General features: G+C 56.4%; 14 protein-coding genes. 3 read left to right on the forward strand and 11 right to left on the reverse strand.

The annotated features are described in order from the left end of the window. Window positions 1-18: 18 nt before the first annotated feature. Window positions 19-750, reverse strand: coding sequence for an LPS export ABC transporter ATP-binding protein (gene lptB / locus KYK14_RS10395; RefSeq protein ID WP_185281871.1), 732 nt, complete (start codon window positions 748-750; stop codon window positions 19-21). Between the two features lie 17 nt (window positions 751-767). Next, window positions 768-2615: a M61 family metallopeptidase gene (locus tag KYK14_RS10400; RefSeq protein WP_219158786.1), complete on the reverse strand. Its 1848-nt coding sequence runs from the start codon at window positions 2613-2615 to the stop codon at window positions 768-770. A 38-nt stretch (window positions 2616-2653) separates the two neighbouring features. Here KYK14_RS10400 and KYK14_RS10405 point away from each other — a divergent pair, with 38 nt between their 5' ends. The 3 genes from KYK14_RS10405 (at window position 2654) to KYK14_RS10415 (ending at window position 4182) form a co-directional block, all read left to right on the forward strand. After that, window positions 2654-3133 carry a DoxX family protein gene (locus KYK14_RS10405; RefSeq protein ID WP_343217083.1) on the forward strand — a complete coding sequence of 160 codons (480 nt, stop codon included), beginning with the start codon at window positions 2654-2656 and terminating at the stop codon, window positions 3131-3133. A 33-nt stretch (window positions 3134-3166) separates the two neighbouring features. After that, complete coding sequence (locus KYK14_RS10410) at window positions 3167-3577, forward strand: DoxX family protein (RefSeq protein WP_246601782.1); 411 nt, start codon at window positions 3167-3169, stop codon at window positions 3575-3577. Between the two features lie 77 nt (window positions 3578-3654). Beyond that, entirely contained in the window at window positions 3655-4182 is a 528-nt protein-coding gene (locus KYK14_RS10415) for a hypothetical protein (RefSeq protein ID WP_219158787.1), read from the forward strand. An 8-nt stretch (window positions 4183-4190) separates the two neighbouring features. On the opposite strand, the gene recJ is transcribed toward KYK14_RS10415, so the two are convergent. The 9 genes from recJ to KYK14_RS10460 form a co-directional block, all read right to left on the reverse strand. Beyond that, complete coding sequence (gene recJ / locus KYK14_RS10420; protein WP_219158788.1) at window positions 4191-5909, reverse strand: single-stranded-DNA-specific exonuclease RecJ; 1719 nt, start codon at window positions 5907-5909, stop codon at window positions 4191-4193. 263 nt (window positions 5910-6172) lie between these two features. Further along, window positions 6173-7990 carry a tetratricopeptide repeat protein gene (locus KYK14_RS10425; RefSeq protein ID WP_246601783.1) on the reverse strand — a complete coding sequence of 606 codons (1818 nt, stop codon included), beginning with the start codon at window positions 7988-7990 and terminating at the stop codon, window positions 6173-6175. Window positions 7991-8205: 215 nt separating this feature from the next. Further along, window positions 8206-10335 (reverse strand): peptidylprolyl isomerase, encoded by a 2130-nt coding sequence (locus KYK14_RS10430; RefSeq protein ID WP_219158789.1) that lies wholly within the window; start codon window positions 10333-10335, stop codon window positions 8206-8208. A gap of 161 nt (window positions 10336-10496) precedes the next feature. Then, a complete protein-coding gene (locus KYK14_RS10435) occupies window positions 10497-10775 on the reverse strand; it encodes a hypothetical protein (RefSeq protein WP_219158790.1) in 279 nt (92 codons plus the stop codon). A gap of 3 nt (window positions 10776-10778) precedes the next feature. After that, a complete protein-coding gene (lptC, locus tag KYK14_RS10440; RefSeq protein ID WP_219158791.1) occupies window positions 10779-11330 on the reverse strand; it encodes an LPS export ABC transporter periplasmic protein LptC in 552 nt (183 codons plus the stop codon). A gap of 18 nt (window positions 11331-11348) precedes the next feature. Next, window positions 11349-12692, reverse strand: coding sequence for a BamG family beta-barrel-assembly machinery protein (gene bamG, locus KYK14_RS10445; RefSeq protein WP_219158792.1), 1344 nt, complete (start codon window positions 12690-12692; stop codon window positions 11349-11351). Next, window positions 12679-13422: a type III pantothenate kinase gene (locus KYK14_RS10450; protein ID WP_219158793.1), complete on the reverse strand. Its 744-nt coding sequence runs from the start codon at window positions 13420-13422 to the stop codon at window positions 12679-12681. The genes bamG and KYK14_RS10450 overlap by 14 nt, the downstream gene beginning before the upstream one ends. Before the next feature lie 165 nt (window positions 13423-13587). Further along, complete coding sequence (locus tag KYK14_RS10455) at window positions 13588-15387, reverse strand: pseudouridine synthase (RefSeq protein ID WP_219158794.1); 1800 nt, start codon at window positions 15385-15387, stop codon at window positions 13588-13590. A 169-nt stretch (window positions 15388-15556) separates the two neighbouring features. Further along, entirely contained in the window at window positions 15557-15940 is a 384-nt protein-coding gene (locus tag KYK14_RS10460) for a TraR/DksA family transcriptional regulator (RefSeq protein ID WP_185281860.1), read from the reverse strand. Between the last annotated feature and the right edge of the window lie 223 nt (window positions 15941-16163).

Here is a 16163-nt window from a genome sequence, read left to right on the forward strand (position 1 = left end):
CCACTACGGTAAACCTACTTATATCTTTCTTTTCAACTCGAAATGCTTGCCCAGGTACACCCGGCGCACCATTTCGTCAGCGGCTAGCTCCTCGGCGGTGCCGGCTTTTAAGAGCTTGCCCTCGAAGAGTAGGTAGGCGCGGTCTACAATGCTGAGCGTCTCGTTTACGTTGTGGTCGGTGATGAGGATGCCGATGTTCTTATGCTTGAGCTTGGCCACAATGCCTTGGATTTCCTCTACGGCAATGGGGTCGACACCGGCAAAGGGCTCATCCAGCAACACAAATTTAGGGTCGACGGCCAGGGCGCGGGCAATTTCGGTGCGACGCCGCTCGCCGCCGCTAAGCACGCGGCCCAGGTTTTTGCGCACATGTGTGAGGCTGAACTCATTCAGCAACTCTTCCACCTTGTCGCGCTGGGCTTGTTTGGGCTGACCAGTCATTTCCAGCACCGACAGGATGTTTTCCTCTACCGTTAAGTCCCGGAACACGGAGGCTTCCTGCGCCAAATAGCCAATACCCCGGCGGGCGCGCTGGTAGATGGGCAGCTTCGTGATTTCCTCATCATCCAGAAACACCTTGCCGGCGTTGGGCTTCACCATGCCTACCGTCATGTAGAACGAGGTGGTTTTGCCGGCGCCGTTTGGTCCCAGCAAGCCCACAATCTCGCCCTGCTCCACGTGCAACGACATGTCGTTGACCACGGTGCGGGCTTTGTATTTCTTGAATAAGTGCTCGGCGCGAAGAATCATACGGCAAAAATGGTGATTTACTGGCTCAATGGCTTCAGCACTTGCGTGCGCAACGCCACTTGGGCGGGTGTGGCAGCGGGGTCTACCCGCAGCACGTTGTGCAGCTTTACGTCGAAGGTGCGAGGCGTGGCCGTCCGCTCCTTGAGTTTGGCAGCGGCCGATGCTTGAAAACGAACGGTAACGGGCTCATCGGAGGTAGGCTCTACCAACGGCCGGAGCAGCTGCTCGGCGTTGGCCATCGTCACCGGTTGGTTGTTTACGGCCACAATGATGTCGCCTCCCTCCAAGCCAAAAGCGTTTTCGGCGGCTTTGGTTTGAGCGGCTTTGAACTGCTCGCGGGCGCTGTCGTAGCTGAAGCCGATATTGCCGAAGGCAAGCGTTTTGCCTTCCTCTGTGGCGGCATAGTGCCAGCCTATCTTCTGGAAATACTCGGCATAGGGTAGCGGCTCGTTACCGATAACGTAACGGTCAAAGAAATCCTGCATCTGCGGATTAGTAAGAGCCACGAACTCCGGAATCAGGTCTTTGTCCTCGAAGGAACGGGTAGGGCCGTATTTCTGGCGCAGCGTCAGGAGCACGTCGCGCAAGCTCTGACGGCCCTGGCTCAGCTCCTGCAACCGAATATCGAGCAGGAAGCCGATGAGCGCGCCCTTTTCGTACACGTTCTGGTACATGTCTTTGTAGGGCGCGTCCAGAATCTGCCGGCTCATAGTAGTAAACGACACGTTGGGGTACTTCTCCGCGTTGTCGATTTTCTGCTTGATGTGCTGACGAAACTCGTCGGGCGTATTCAGACCGCCGCGCACCTGCACTAGTTGGGCAATGTACTCGGTCACGCCCTCGTAGAGCCACAAGTGCTGCGACATCTGGGGGTCACGGAAATCAAACTCTCCTATTTCGCGGCTGTGAATGTTCAGCGGAGCCAGCATGTGCAGAAACTCGTGCGAGGCCACCTCCTGCACCATGCTTTTTACGCGGTCTGGGTCAGGAATTTCGGGTAGAAAATAGACCGAGGAGTAGGAATGCTCCATGGCGCCGTAGCCACCGTTTTTGCTGTTCAAAGGCGAATTCAACCCAGGGAAATACAGCAGAAACTCGTAGTGCTCTACCGGCATCTCCCCGCCAAAATACTGCGCCAATGCTTCGGCCATCGGCCGCATTATTTCCTGGATTTGCGCGGCTTTCACCACCCCGCTCTCCGATACTACCGACACGCCTATGCGCGCGCCGCCTGCCGCAAAGCTGGCCGTATCGGGCCGGCTGTAGAGGATGGGACCATCGGAAAGCGTGACGTAGCTGGGAGCCGTGTACACATCCTCGGTGGCCGAGGGGCTTTGCTTGGGTAGGGCGGTGGCGCCGTAGAGGTCGGCGGGTTTGCGAACGGTGAGCTGGTAGGGCATCATCTTTTGCCCATCGAAGTAGCCGTAAAGGCCATAGTGATTGAGCACGAAGTCGCGGCCGGCCTCGAAGTTGGTCCCGCCGGGCTGGAAGATAAAGTTGTCGTCCTGGCGGGCGTCCCAGGTATCGTCTACGTAGTATTCGAGGCGGGCCAGCGTGCGAGCGTTGTCGATGACGAACAGGTTGGGCGAAGGATGCTTCACTTTCAGCTTACGCCCCTTGGCATCCAGCGCCGTGAAGCCGGACACGAAGCGGCCGTAGTCCTTGCGCGAGTACGACCCTGGTATCACAGAGGGCATGATGTACGTGGCCTGGTTCTCGGTGAGGGTAGGCGGCTGCACCACCACTTTTATCCGGTCGTTGGCAACCTGTTGCAAATCGAGCGTGATCTGGTAACCGGCAGGCTGTTGGGCAAAAGCAACACCCGTGGTCAGCCCCATCAACAGAGCCAGGGAAGCAAATTTCATAAAGGAGGAGGAAGATAGAACACCCGCACAGGCAACGAATGAGCCAAGGTACACATTGCCCTACCCAAAACCTGGCTGGGGCGGCCTGCGTTCCTACCCTACCCTCCTACCTGTTTTGTATGTCGCGCCGTAGCCGTACTCTTAGCCTTTCCCTGATGGCCCTGCTCTACGCGGGGGCCGGCATTATGCACTTCGTGAAGCCGAAGGTCTACGCGAAGATTGTTCCGCCTTATCTACCTGTGCCCCTCACGCTGGTGTACGTGAGTGGCGTGGCCGAGCTGGCGGGCGGCCTGGGCCTGCTGCTATCAGCCACGCGTCGCCCAGCCGCCTGGGGACTGATTCTGCTACTGCTAGCTGTATTTCCGGCCAACGTGTATATGGCCCGCCACAACGACGAGCTGTTTCGGCTGCCTGCCTGGATGGTATGGGCACGCCTACCCTTGCAACTGGTGCTCATTGGGTGGGCGTGGCAGTTTGCGAGTCCGCAGCCGCGCCTTACTGGCAACGTTGCGCGCTAACGTGCGTTACTTCTTTCATTCACTCCTTTTCATATGGCAACTACTACTCCTACTTACTCCGTTACATGGATGCCCCGTTTGCTGAGCATTCTGCGCATCGTAGCGGGCTTTATGTTCATGCTGCACGGTACGCAGAAGCTGTTCAACTTTCCGGCCGGTGAGCACGGCGCGGCTGAAATTTTCTCGCTTATGGGCTTAGCTGGTGTGCTAGAGGCGCTGGGCGGCCTGCTGCTTATTCTAGGTTTGTTCACACGACCCGTGGCATTCATTTCGTCGGGCCTGATGGCTGTAGCCTATTTCATGGCTCACGCGCCGCAAGCGCCCCTACCCATCCAAAACCAGGGCGAGTTGGCGGTATTGTATTGCTTCGTATTTCTATTCTTGGCGTTTGCCGGTGCTGGCGAGTGGAGCCTTGATGCTTGGCGGCAACGAGTGACCCGATAACCACCGCAAAACTGCCGTAGGATAAATGAAAAGGTGCCCTTACTTTCGGGCACCTTTTCATTTATAGCCTGTATTCTATGCCTTTTACCCGTTATTGCCTTGGGGCCGCAGTTGGTTTATTCTTTTCGGCTGGTACTGCCCAAGCGCAACTAATCACCGATTCTATCCAAGCCACCGCCGCCCGCGACACGCTATTTCAACAGGCTACCCAACTGCAACAGCAGGCAACCCTCAATTCAGCCACCTTTAAACCTACTATCAAACGAGCTGGGCGGCGTCATGTACTGAAAGGCGCAAGCCCAAAGGTTAAACGTGCCATGTCGAGTGATATTTCGGAAGCAGAGAGCCTTTGGAGCTGGAGACATACCACAATTCGTCGGCGCACAGGCGTTGTAGAAGAACGTTATCAAGTTCGACAAGCAAATCAAATACTGCTCAACGAGCGTCGCCTTAATGGCACTGTTACGTGGTTAAAGGTTTCTATTCCGAAGAGCCCTACTACGAAAACCAATATTTACAAACCCAGACACAAGGGCTTGTATATGCGCGAGGGATACCTTGTTTTCGACGGAAAAAATTACGTATTACCCGCTGCGACAAACTAGCTACCCTCTTATTCCCACCGAATATCCTTCAGGCGCAATTGCAGTGTGCGGGTGCCCCGGTACTCGTTCATTTCCACGTTATAGCACACACTGAACGGTTCACCTTGACGCATTTGCTCGTAGTATTCGCCTAGGCCAAAACCGATGGCGTCTACTACGTGGTAGCCATCCTGGGTGAGGGCTACCTTAAGGTGAGAATTGCCAACAATACGGGCAGAGTCTGGGGCGGCATACACGCCCCGCGACTCGAATACGGGGTTGGGATTGCCGGGACCAAACGGCTCCATCTGGCTCAGCAACCGGTAGAAGCCGTTGGTAATATCCGTCAGTTGCAGCTCGCTGTCGATTTCAACGGGCGGAATCAGCTGCTCCGGCAGGATGCGGCGGGCTACTACCTGCTCAAACCGCTCCTGAAATTCAGGTACTTTGTCGACGGCCAGCGTGAGGCCGGCGGCGTACATGTGGCCGCCAAACTGCTCCAGCAAATCGGCACATTCCTCAATGGCCTGGTGCACATCAAACCCCGCTACGGAGCGGGCCGAACCGGTGGCCTTGCCGTTGCTTTGGGTGAGAATAATGGTAGGGCGGTAGTACTTATCGAGGCAGCGCGAGGCCACAATCCCTACTACCCCTTTATGCCAATCTTCTTTGTACAGCACCGTAGAGCGGGCGTTCAGCAGGCGGCTATCGTTCTCAATCATCTCCAGCGCCTCTTTCGTGATGCTGGTATCGAAGCCACGGCGCTCTTGATTTGTTTTGTCGACCACGCCGGCGCGGGCAATGGCATCTTCCTTGGTTTCGGCTAGCAGCATGGCCACCGAGCGCTTGGCATCGCCCATACGACCGGCCGCATTGATGCGCGGCGCAAAGCCAAACACTAGACTACTGATATTCAACCCAAAGCGTAGGCCCGCCAGCTCCCGCAGGGCATCGAGGCCGGGGCGCTGGGGCCGCTCGGGGTCGTTGAGCAGGCGCAGGCCGTGGTAGGCCAACATCCGGTTTTCACCATAAATGGGCACAATGTCGGCCGCAATACTCACGGCCACCAAGTCCAGCAGCTCGTGCAAGGGCGCCTCATCCAGCCCCTGGTCTTGAGCAAAGGCCTGCATCAACTTGAACCCTACCCCACAGCCCGACAACTCCTTGAAAGGGTAGGGACAATCGGCGCGCTTGGGGTCCAGCACGGCCACAGCCTGCGGCAGCGACTCGCCAGGCAAGTGGTGGTCACAAATAATAAAATCGACGCCCTTAGCCGTTGCGTCACCTACCTTCTCTACGGCCTTTACCCCACAGTCGAGGGCAATGATGAGGGCATAGCCGTGTTCGGCAGCATAGTCAATACCCGCATCGGATACGCCGTAGCCTTCCTTATAGCGGTCGGGGATATAGTAGTCGATGCGCTCGGGGCCGAAGAACTGCCGCAGGTAGGAATATACCACGGCCACGGAAGTGGTGCCGTCTACGTCGTAATCGCCAAACACCAATACTTTCTCCCCCGCGTGCAGTGCTTGCGTGAGACGCCGCACAGCGCGGTCCATATCGCGCATGAGCAGCGGATCAGGCAGATCGGCGAGTGAAGGGCGAAAGTATGCTTTGGCTTCCTCAAACGTGCACACGCCCCGCTGGCACAGCAGGCTGATAATGGCTTCGTTAACGCGCAAAGCATCCGCCAACTGCCGAACGTTGGCGGGGTCTGGCGAAGACTTACGAATCCATCTTTTTTCCATACGGGGCGGGGTTGACAGCAGGGGGCAGTATCTTCAAAAGTAAGAAGAAAACCGCTGTGGAAATGTTGAATGTTGCGTTTTGGAGGATGAATAGTTCCGCTAACCTTCCATCTTTCCTACCCTACCGCACTATTCTTATTTCTTTTAACTCCTTTTTCAACGCCTCTAACTCCGTGCAGAAAAACCACTTGGCACCAACGACGACTTCACACAGAGTTAGATGAGTTGAAAAGGAGTTAAGCGAGAGCTGATCTTGTAATTTCCTAAACGCCATCGCCACGCAACGCTCGAAAACGCTTGCGGGCCTCCGCCACGTAAATACTACCCGGATATTTCACCAGCAACTGATTATACAGTTCTTTGGCTTTGTCTTGTTCTTTGAGGTTTTCCTCATAGATACTAGCCATCAGAAACATAGCGTCATCACTCAGCACATCATATTTGGGATTCGATGTAATTTTGGCGAGCGTAGCCACGGCAGCCGGGTAGTCGCCCATGCGGCGCTGAAGCTGACCTTGCAGGTACCACGCCTCATCTGTGAGGGCGTGACCAGGGTACTTGGACACCAGCACCGAAAGGCCGCGGCTGGCCTCTGCCAACTTATTCTGAAACACCAGTAACTCAATGGCCGCATAGTCGCGCAGGGCTATGCCGGCGGTATCCATGGCGGTATTATCAGAGATGAGCAGGCTGAGCTGCATGGCATCGTTGGCTATTTCGCGGCTGGTGGCCTGCTTGAGAATATCTAAGTGACTCTGGGCTAACTTGAAGTCGGCGGCGTAGTAACTAAGACGGGCGTTGCGGAGCTTGGCCTCGTAGCCGATGGGCGAGTCCTTGTGGTCCTTCTCTACCTGGGAGTAGAGCAAGGTGGCCTCCCACGGCTCGCCGCGCAGCAAGTAGATATCAGCCAGATTAATCTTGGCATCGGCCACTGTGGTCGGGTTGGCGCGGGGCATGGCAATTACTTCCTGCAACAGCTGGATGGCTCGTGGCTTATCATCAAGCTGAAAAGCATACAGCTCGGCCATATTCGTTAGAATGGAAGCCGTTTCGGGTGTGCGGCCCAGCTCTTGTAACACCTGCTCGTACTCGCCTATTAGCCCCTGAATCTTGGCTGGTTCCACGGGGTAGGTGGTGCGCACCTGCTCCTCCCGGGCTTCTACCAGCCGCTGTCGCGAAATAGCGTAGAGCGGGCCACCTTTGTACTCACGCAGCACGTACTGGTAGCCGGCAATGGCACTTTCGTAATCGTGGTTGTGCTGGGCAATAGCAGCCACCTCCAGCACACGGCTGCCGTTGGTCCGCTCCCGACGGTCGAGGGCCTTGGCCTGTACCAGCGCCCCCACAAAATCGTGGCGCTGTACCTGTAGCCACAGCAGCAGCTCACTGTATACGGGCTGGTCTGGGTACTTCTGCACGTTACTGAGTAGCTGCTTTTCGAGGGCCTCGAAGTCTTTTTCTTCCCGTAGCGAATTTTGCAGCATGTTGCGCACAAAGGGCAACTGGCGTCCGTCCTGTTGCACCAAGCGCAACGTTTCGGCCATTAGCTGCTCTGTTTGCCCACCTTGGGTGTAAAGCTGAATAAGCTGGGGCGCAAATTCCGCGTCGTTCTTTGTTAGTTCTCTGCCTCGCAGGTAGGTCTTCTCGGCCCATTCTGGCTGTTGACGGCGCATAAACTCCGTTGCAACCGGTATGATTTGCTCGCTGGTTAGGCGCGTCAGGGTCTGTTCGTATTGTTTGGTGGCGGCGGTTTGGTCGCCTGCGGCAGTGTATACTTCTCCCAGCAGCACTGTGTATACCGGTTCGGCGGCATGCTGTTTGGCGGCTTTGCGGGCTACTTTCTCTGCCTCTTTGTAATTGTGCAGCGCCTGGAGTGTATTTAAGTAATCGGGCAGCACATCGGGGCGCTGCTGCTCGGCCGTGGGTAGGCGACCAAATAGAAAAGCGGCCTTCTCGTTTTCGCCTTTGCGTGCGTATTCCTTCGCCAGTGCTACGTCGCCCCCTAACATGGTTTGGGCCGTTAGCGGAGCCACGGGCAGCAACGAAATCAGAACGGGCAGCAAACGACGAGAGAAGCGCATACGGTCGTAATTAGTAGGTGCGAGTTGCGAGTTGCTGGTTATCAGTATAAATGCTAATAGTCCCCTACCCACCACTCAACTTTCTGAACGGCTCATCGCCCAGAATCATTTCAAGATAGCCACAAAAACCCGTTGGCTGCCACCTGCCTACAAATGAAAAGGCCACTCTTGCGGAGTGGCCTTTTCTAAGATAGATGCCTGTACGGAGGTAGGGCTTACAGGCTCGGGAATTTCACCCGATCATCTTTCACGTTGGCGTTGGCTTTCACAGCCTCGTAAAGCAAGCCGTCGGCGCGGGCGGTACGCTGCTCGGTGATCTGCTTGCGGGTAGCGGCTACATCGCCGGCAGCGGCAGGCGCGTTGATGGCAGTAGGCTCCACGATGAGCACACCCTGCTCGCCTTGGATGGGCGCCGATTTCTGACCAGTTTTCAGGCCGAAAATCTTGCCAACAGCAGCTGGCTCGGCACCCAGGCCGGGCAGCACACCCGAACCTAATACCACGTTATCGGCGGTTTTCACCTGGGCCGAAGGACCATAGGCAGCCGCCAGTTGCTCTAGCGTGCCGGTTTTGCCTTTCAGCTTGTTGATGATCTGCTCCGCTTTCATATCGTTGCGTACCTGCGCCGTCAGCTCGGGGCGGATGCTGGCAATATCGGCGGTGCCTTTGCTACGGGTGCCGGTGAGCACAGCAATAACGTACTGGTCACCTATGTCGAACACTTCCGATACGTCGCCTACCTTGGTTTCTTTACCGTTGTTGCCATAGTAAGCCCAACGCACCAGCTCGCGGGCGTTTTGCAAGTTGTTCACGCTGCGGTCGGCAGTGCCCAAGCCTTGCGCCTCTTGCTTCTGCAACGACTTATCGGCGGCCACGGCCTTGCGGAACGACTCTACATCCGTAATCTGACCTTTCAGGTCCTGGGCGCGCTGGTAGGCAGCGTCGCGGGTAGCATCGGTGGGCACAATGGCTTTTTGCACCGCCGCCACCTGGTAGGTCTGATAGGTTTTGGGCTGAGTGATTTTGATGATGTGGTAGCCAAACGACGTTTCTACCGGAGCCGGCAGCAACCCTTTCGAGGTAGTACCAAACACAGCTTTCTCGAACTCGGGTACCATACGGCCCTGCGAGAACCAGCCTAGGTCGCCGCCAGTGGCCGTGGTACCATCGGTGCCGTATTGGCGGGCCATAGCGGCGAAATCAGCACCGCCTTTGATTTTGTTCAGGATGTCCTGCGCCTTGGCTTTCGCGGCGGCTTTTGCTTCTGGGGTAGTGCCTTCGGGCTTGATGAGGATGTGGCTGGCGCGGGCCGCAGCCTGCTCGCCTTTTTTCTCACCGGTTACTTTAAACAGCGAATACACGCCATTCTCAGCGTAGGGGCCATATACTTGACCCACGGTCAGGGGTAGGTTTTCGCGCAGTTTCTCGGGCAGATCGGCTGGCGAGAGGTAGGCCCCGTTGTAGGGCTGATCGGAATTTAGCTTTACGAACAGCGAGTCGTTGGGCGCACTCTGGAACTGGGTAGCCAACTGGTCGATAGTGCTGCGCACGGCGCTGCTGTCCTCTACCGAAGCCGCCACCGGAATGGTCACGTACTCGATGCTACGGCCTTGCTCCACTTTGTAGCGGCTCTTGTGCTTGTCGAGGTAGGCCTGCAACTCAGCATCCGTCACCTTCACCGACGAATCCGATACTGTGTAGTACGGCACTAGCAGGTAGCGGGCGTTGGCAGTAGTGCCTTGGTTAGTGAGGTAGTTCTTGGCTTCCGCGCTGGTCACGTAAGTCGAGAGCTTCATCAGGTTGTTGTACTTGTTGGCCATGCGCTCAATGGGCAGGTTGGCTTCGAAATTTTCGAAGGCAGCACGGGCCTGTGGGGGCAGCTTGTCGAGGTTGCGCAGGTAGTCGAGCAGCTTGGCTCGGTCGAACTGGCCGGTTTGCGGATTGGTGAAGGCTTGGCGGATGCTGGGGCTGATGTTTTTGCCCTGCACCATATCTACCACCTCATCATCAGACACTTTCAGGCCCAGCTTTTCAAACTCCTTTTGGAAAGCAATGCGGTAGATGGTCAGGTTCCAGGCCTGGTCGCGCAGGTAGCCCATCACTTGCTCGTCGGGCTGACGACCTTGCTGGGCGGCAAAGGCTTCTTTCTGCTGCTCTAGGGTATTCTGAAAATCGGCCAATTCTACTTTCTCGCCGGCTACCTCGCCCACGGTCGTATTGTTGCCACCGAACAAACGGTTGTTTCCACCTACCAGGTCACCGCCCACGATGAAGAGCAGCATACCGATGGCTACCGTGCCAACGGCCCAGCCGGATTTTTCCCGAATCGTGTTAATTAAAGCCATTTACTTGAAAAAAAGCACCGTATAAAAAGGAGAAAGAGGCGCAAAATAACCAGAATCCGCCCGACATTCAAAGCTACCTGCCAGTGGTGGGGTAGGAAAGGCGCATTTCTGTGACATTCAGCACCATAAATGCCACATTTGCTAACAGAAAAGAAGCTACCCTATTTGCGTCGTTTGCCTTTCGGCCGGTTTGCGGCTGGTTTCGCACCGGCTTTAGTCGCAGTACCAGAACGGGGCACCGGCGTATCCTTGGCAGCTGTTTTAGTATCCAGCCCCAGGTAGCGAAACCACATCACGCACACAAACGACACCATATACAGGGTGTAGTTTTTTCCAATGCTGTTTTGCAGAATAGTTTGGTAGACTGCAATGATGAACGATACCACGGCCACCGAAAACAACACCGTCCGCCCCAGCGACTTATCAAATCGAAAAGCCATAAATTAGGGGGTAGTCGTTTCGGTGACGTTGCTGAATTTTCCTGTTACTTTCTTCAACTTGTAAGTTGTGAAATTCTGGTCGGCCTCTAAGCCGTAGCCGTCTACTGTATCCGTGGGGGTTTCGATGTGCACGTACATCTCGGGCTTCGTGTAGATCAGCAACCGTTGCTGGTCGTAGAACAGTTCCTCGGTTTGCAGGGTCTGCTGCTTGGGTTCGTTTTTCACCCGTACATGGCCGCGCAAAGAGTATAGGCCCTTGCTCTTTTCCTGCTTGCCGTAATCGCCGGTGATAGTATTAACCACCGTTTGGCCATTCTTGCTGTAGAACAGCAGTTTCACGCTTTTGGGGTACACCACATCGCCCGACTCAAACTGCTGCTGTAGTGGCGCAGTCAGCTTCACTTGGAGCTTGGCCGAGTCGCTAACGAAGGTCAGCACGTTGGTGGTTTCCATCATTGGGCCTTCGTACATGACTTTCTTTGTTGGGTCAGCCTCTTGCTTCTGACAGCCAATTAAAGCTAGACCCAACCCTATCCAGATACGGAATTCTCGCATGATCTTACTCTCTCTGCACTACTCAATGCGCCGCTTGATAAACCAGCGGTTATTGAGCGAAACCCCTACCTGCATCCGGATATAGTTTTCCTTTACGTTGCCGCTGGGGCTGTCGATGGTTACGTTGTTGTTGCCGCGCTGTCCGTAGGTGAAGGCCAGGCTAAAGGTAGTAGCATCTAGTGGCGTAGCACCGGGTATCGGGAAGCCAAAGCCCCAACTCACGGCTCGGTCGTATAGACGCTGCCCACTAGGACGGTAAGGAACCTCGGCTAGGCTGATGCCTGCCCGGTACACCACGCGCTTGAAGTAATTATCGACACTGGTTGGGTCTGGGGCCCATTCGCCGCCTAGTCCTACCCGGTAGGTATCGCTCAGGGGCACGTTGGCGGCGCTGGTTACGCCGGCTAGCACCGGCACCTGAAAGCGCGACCATTGCTGCCGGGCCAGGTCCAGGCTGGTGCTCCAGTTGCGGTTGTTATCAAGGCTAATGCCGAACTGCGCCAGGGTAGGCACGCGGGCCTCGCCTTTCTGGCCGCTCACCAGCACAATGCTGGTATTGGCGATGGGCGCGCCCGCCAGCGTGCGCTGCTCCTGCGTCACGTCGTACGTGCCGTTCAGGTTGGACTGAAAGCCGTATACGGCCGCCAGATTGTAGTTTAATTTATCCGTTAGCTTGCCACGGTAGTGCGCGCCTGCCCGGAAAATAAAGTCTGAATAACGCACGTGCTCCAGGCGCACGGTGCTCTGTACATTCGAGTTGTCGCCGGAGGTTACAACCGTGGTACCAGAGGTAGCATCGATGGTACCGAACACGTAAGAAGCTGTACCTCCTACGGTTAGGCCTTTCGCTATGCGAAAGGCGTGTACCATATAGGCCTCTGATAACCCACCATCGCCCGTAAATCGGTTGATGGATTGCGCATTAGGGTCGCCCGTTACGCTGCTGCTCGTTGTGCTTTCGTAGTCGACGGCCGTGTAGGGCCGCAAGCCAGCCGCGGCCGCCCACCGTTTGGAGATGGGGAAAGCCAAGGCCAAGTAGCCCAACGTACCGCTACCATCGCGCTGCGAGTTGGTGCGGTTACTGATGGTTTTGAACTGCCCGGTTATGGCTACCTCGTAGGTGGTACGAGAGGTGTAGTACACCAGCGCCGGGTTCAACTCATTTACGTTGGTACCGTTGGGTGCGGCTAGTCCTACCCCACCCATTGCCATTTGCCGGACACCACCCGTATTAATATAGGCGTCGCCCAGGCCCAGGCGCGAATAAGGCGAGTTTCCCAGACCTTGTGCCTGCGTTTGTGCAGCGTTCAGCCACCCGAGCAGCGACAACCCGGCCAGGCCGGCAAATTTAGTTTTCAACATTATGCACTAATATTCGATGGAGCCCAAGTAGCACAAGCTCCGGAATGGCAAAGATATAGCCTTTCAGCCGTGGTTGAAAAAAACCGGCGTCGCCGCCCGTCAACAGCACCGCCAACCCAGGGTACTGTGCCCGGTAGGTGTCAATCAGACCGTTTACTTCAGCGGCCGCTCCGTTCAGCACGCCACTCCGAATAGCCGATTGCGTATCATCCCCTATCAGGGGTACGGCCACTGAAGGAGCATTGGGCACTTCCAGTAACGGCAAGCGGCCCGTAAACGTATGCAGCGCCTGAAACCGCAGCCGCAGCCCCGGCCCGATGCTACCTCCCCGAAAGGTGTGACCACCTTCCACGAAGTCGCACTTAATAGCCGTGCCGGCGTCAATCACCAATATATCTTGGTTGGGATGCAGCCACGCCGCGCCTACTGCTGCCGCCAGCCGGTCGGCGCCTAGCGTGTGGGGGGTAGCATAGCCGTTGCGCAGTGGAAGCGGTGTGGTAGCGGGTGCCAGTTCCAGCAATTGCCCCGGCACAAGCGGCCGTAGCGCAGCGGCCCAATCTGTGGTAGGCTCCGCTACCGACGCTACAATGGCGTGGGTAGGCTGATGCAGTTGCACCAGCGCCAGCACCTCTGCCAGCGTTTGCCCCGTTGCCCGATACCGCAACTCACTACCCTCGAAGTATCCATACTTCACGGCCGTGTTGCCAATATCAAGAGTAGCGGTACGCATGAAGGTGAAATAGTGAATGGTGAAATGGTGAGTGGTGAAATAGTAAGCTTGATGCTTCTATATAAGCTGGATTCGCGTAAGCGGTACCGGCAGAACATCAAACTTACTGTTTCACCATCTCACTACTCACCACTAGGAGCCCCGCTGTTGCCAGGGGGTTGCGTGCTACATAAAGTATTTCAGACGGATTACCTCTTTTTCCGTCAGGAAGCGCCACTTGCTACGGGGTAGGTCCTTTTTGGTGAGGCCAGCGTATTGCACGCGGTCCAGCGTTACTACTTCGTAGCCCAGGTGCTCAAAGATGCGGCGCACAATGCGGTTACGTCCCGTGTGCAGCTCAATGCCCACAAAGTGCGCGTTGCCGGCTACCACCGCCACGTCGTCTACCTCTGCTTTGCCATCTTCCAGTTCCAGGCCTTCCGAAATGCTGCGCAGGTCAGCTTCTGTTAGTGGCTTGTCTAGCTCTACTTGGTAGATCTTTTTGTTTTTGTTGGAAGGGTGCGAAAGCTTCTGCGCTACTTCACCGTCATTGGTGAATAGCAGCAGCCCTGTAGTGTTGCGGTCAAGACGCCCTACCGGGAAAATGCGCTCCTTGGAAGCACCCGACACCAAGTCCATCACGGTCTTGCGGCCTTCCGGATCGTCGGTGGTGGTGATGAAATCCTTGGGCTTGTTCAGCAGCACGTACACCAGCTTCTCGCGGTTGAGGTTGGTTTTGCCATACTGCACCGTATCCGATGGCTGTACCTGGTAGCCCATTTCGGTCACTACCTCGCCGTTCACCCGAATTTCGCCGGCGGCAATCAGCGCATCGGCTTCCCGACGCGAGCAAACGCCCGCGTTGGCGATGTAGCGATTCAGACGGATTACTTCCGCTCCCAATTCTTCCTCCTTGCGACGGCGCTTATTGCCACGGTTCGGATCCTGCTCGTAGTGCTTGAGGTTTTTGTAGTCTGGGGCCTGGCCAGCCACCTCGCCGCGCTTCAGCTTACCAGCACGATGGTCGTTGGCATCGGGCGTAAATTTCTTGTCCGTAGTAGTATCGCTACGACGCTCGCGCGTTTCGTACGCGCGACCTGCCCGCATCTCGCTGAAGCTACGGCTACCGCCCCCAAAGTTGCGCTCCTGTCGGTCGCCATACGACGGACGGCCTTCGCGCTGTCCGCCGAAGTCGCGCTTACCAAAATTACCCGCTGGTTTCCGGTCGCCGTAGCCACCCCGGTTATCGCGGCGGTCTTCGTTACCGCGCTCAAACGTACGGGCTTGCCGCTCGCTGCGCGTGTCGCCTTCCTCAGGCTTACCGCGATAGTCGAATGGGCGCGCTGCCCGAATGGGTCGGTCATTTCCGGTTGCCTCGTTGCGCTCGGGGCGGGTAGGTGCTTCTGGTTGCGGCCGGAAAGCAGGAGCTTCCGCATTCGGGTTCGCCTTCTGAAACTTGCGGTTTCGCTCACCCGGCGCACCGCGTGGCACGGTTGGCTTACCATCCTGGCGATAGGGCTGACCATTCCAGGTTTCTCTCGATTCGTAGGCCCGCACCGGCCGGTTGTTGGGCTGCTCCCGCTGCCCGTAGCCGTCGTTGCGGCTGCCGCCTGCACGACGGTCAGAGCCACCGAAGTCCCGGCCTCCACCAGCACGACGGTCGTTGCCGCCAAAATCCCTACCCCCGCTTGGGCGCCGGTCGTTGCTGCCAAAGCTGCGGCCACCACTGTTGCGGTCTTCCCCGAAGCCGCGGTTGCCAAAATCCCGGTTGCCACCGGGGCGGCTACCCTGCCCCTGCGGCCGGCCGAACGATGGGCGCGAGGTAAAGCCTTCACCCCGGCGGTCATTGTCTCGGCCGAAGTTATTACCGGCAGGGCGGTCGTTGCGGCGCGGTTTGGCATCGCGACCACCCTCTTTGTTTTTGTCGTTAAAAGAAGTGCGGCCACGGCGGCCGGACGGTTCATCGGAGAAGTGTTTCTTGCCCATAGTTGCAAGGGTTAGCGCCGTATCGCTACGGTGCAAAATGAAAAATCAATGGTGAATTGTAAACTGAAGCTCCCAACACCCAGCCTCAGAAAACAGTGCCCGGACCGGCGGTTAGATACTTTGCAGCCTCCAACCAACCCGTCCGGGCACGTAAAATAGTAGTGTACCGCTAGTCGCGGCGGGCCATTTTCGCTTCAATCGAGTGCTGCGTATGCGGCACGGCGCGCAGGCGCTCTTTCGGAATCAGCTTACCTGTACCGATGCACACGCCATAGGTACCATTCTTAATGCGAATCAGCGCGTTTTCCAACTGCTGAATGAACTTCATCTGGCGCGAGGCCAGTTGATTCAGGCTTTCTTTTTCGGCTGTATCGGCACCGTCTTCCAGGACTTTCGACGATGACGCCGTGTTATCGGTACCCGAATCGTTGCGCCGGCTCAGGGTTTCCTTGATAAAGCTTACTTCTTTCCGGGCAGCGGTTAGCTTGTCCTGAATAATCTGCTCGAACTCAGCTAGCTCTTCCCTGGAATAGCGTAGGTTGTCGTCACTCATGTTGGGCAGGGAAAATATGATAAAGGGGTGATTGATTGCCTACCAGCATAGCCGTATCGGTCATTTGCCGGAATAGCCGCTCAACAGTAGCTTCTATAAATAAGTTTATAAGGCACTGTTCAGCGTTGTATCCAGCCAATCAGCCGACGCTGCGCAAGGCTTTTCGGCCGCAAAGCTACGTCTTTGTCAATTAATTAGCTAACGGCGCTTTTTCATTCCTACC

Source organism: Hymenobacter profundi (assembly GCF_019334315.1).
GTDB classification, from domain to species: Bacteria; Bacteroidota; Bacteroidia; order Cytophagales; family Hymenobacteraceae; genus Hymenobacter; species Hymenobacter profundi.

Coding starts and splice junctions, on each gene's coding strand:
- lptC (WP_219158791.1), bottom strand. CDS start 11,330: ATGCGAGAATTCCGTATCTGGATAGGGTTGGGTCTAGCTTTAATTGGC.
- lptB (WP_185281871.1), bottom strand. CDS start 750: ATGATTCTTCGCGCCGAGCACTTATTCAAGAAATACAAAGCCCGCACC.
- bamG (WP_219158792.1), bottom strand. CDS start 12,692: ATGTTGAAAACTAAATTTGCCGGCCTGGCCGGGTTGTCGCTGCTCGGG.
- recJ (WP_219158788.1), bottom strand. CDS start 5,909: ATGGAAAAAAGATGGATTCGTAAGTCTTCGCCAGACCCCGCCAACGTT.
- KYK14_RS10405 (WP_343217083.1), top strand. CDS start 2,654: ATGAGCCAAGGTACACATTGCCCTACCCAAAACCTGGCTGGGGCGGCC.
- KYK14_RS10435 (WP_219158790.1), bottom strand. CDS start 10,775: ATGGCTTTTCGATTTGATAAGTCGCTGGGGCGGACGGTGTTGTTTTCG.
- KYK14_RS10425 (WP_246601783.1), bottom strand. CDS start 7,990: ATGCGCTTCTCTCGTCGTTTGCTGCCCGTTCTGATTTCGTTGCTGCCC.
- KYK14_RS10410 (WP_246601782.1), top strand. CDS start 3,167: ATGGCAACTACTACTCCTACTTACTCCGTTACATGGATGCCCCGTTTG.
- KYK14_RS10460 (WP_185281860.1), bottom strand. CDS start 15,940: ATGAGTGACGACAACCTACGCTATTCCAGGGAAGAGCTAGCTGAGTTC.
- KYK14_RS10455 (WP_219158794.1), bottom strand. CDS start 15,387: ATGGGCAAGAAACACTTCTCCGATGAACCGTCCGGCCGCCGTGGCCGC.
- KYK14_RS10400 (WP_219158786.1), bottom strand. CDS start 2,615: ATGAAATTTGCTTCCCTGGCTCTGTTGATGGGGCTGACCACGGGTGTT.
- KYK14_RS10450 (WP_219158793.1), bottom strand. CDS start 13,422: ATGCGTACCGCTACTCTTGATATTGGCAACACGGCCGTGAAGTATGGA.
- KYK14_RS10415 (WP_219158787.1), top strand. CDS start 3,655: ATGCCTTTTACCCGTTATTGCCTTGGGGCCGCAGTTGGTTTATTCTTT.
- KYK14_RS10430 (WP_219158789.1), bottom strand. CDS start 10,335: ATGGCTTTAATTAACACGATTCGGGAAAAATCCGGCTGGGCCGTTGGC.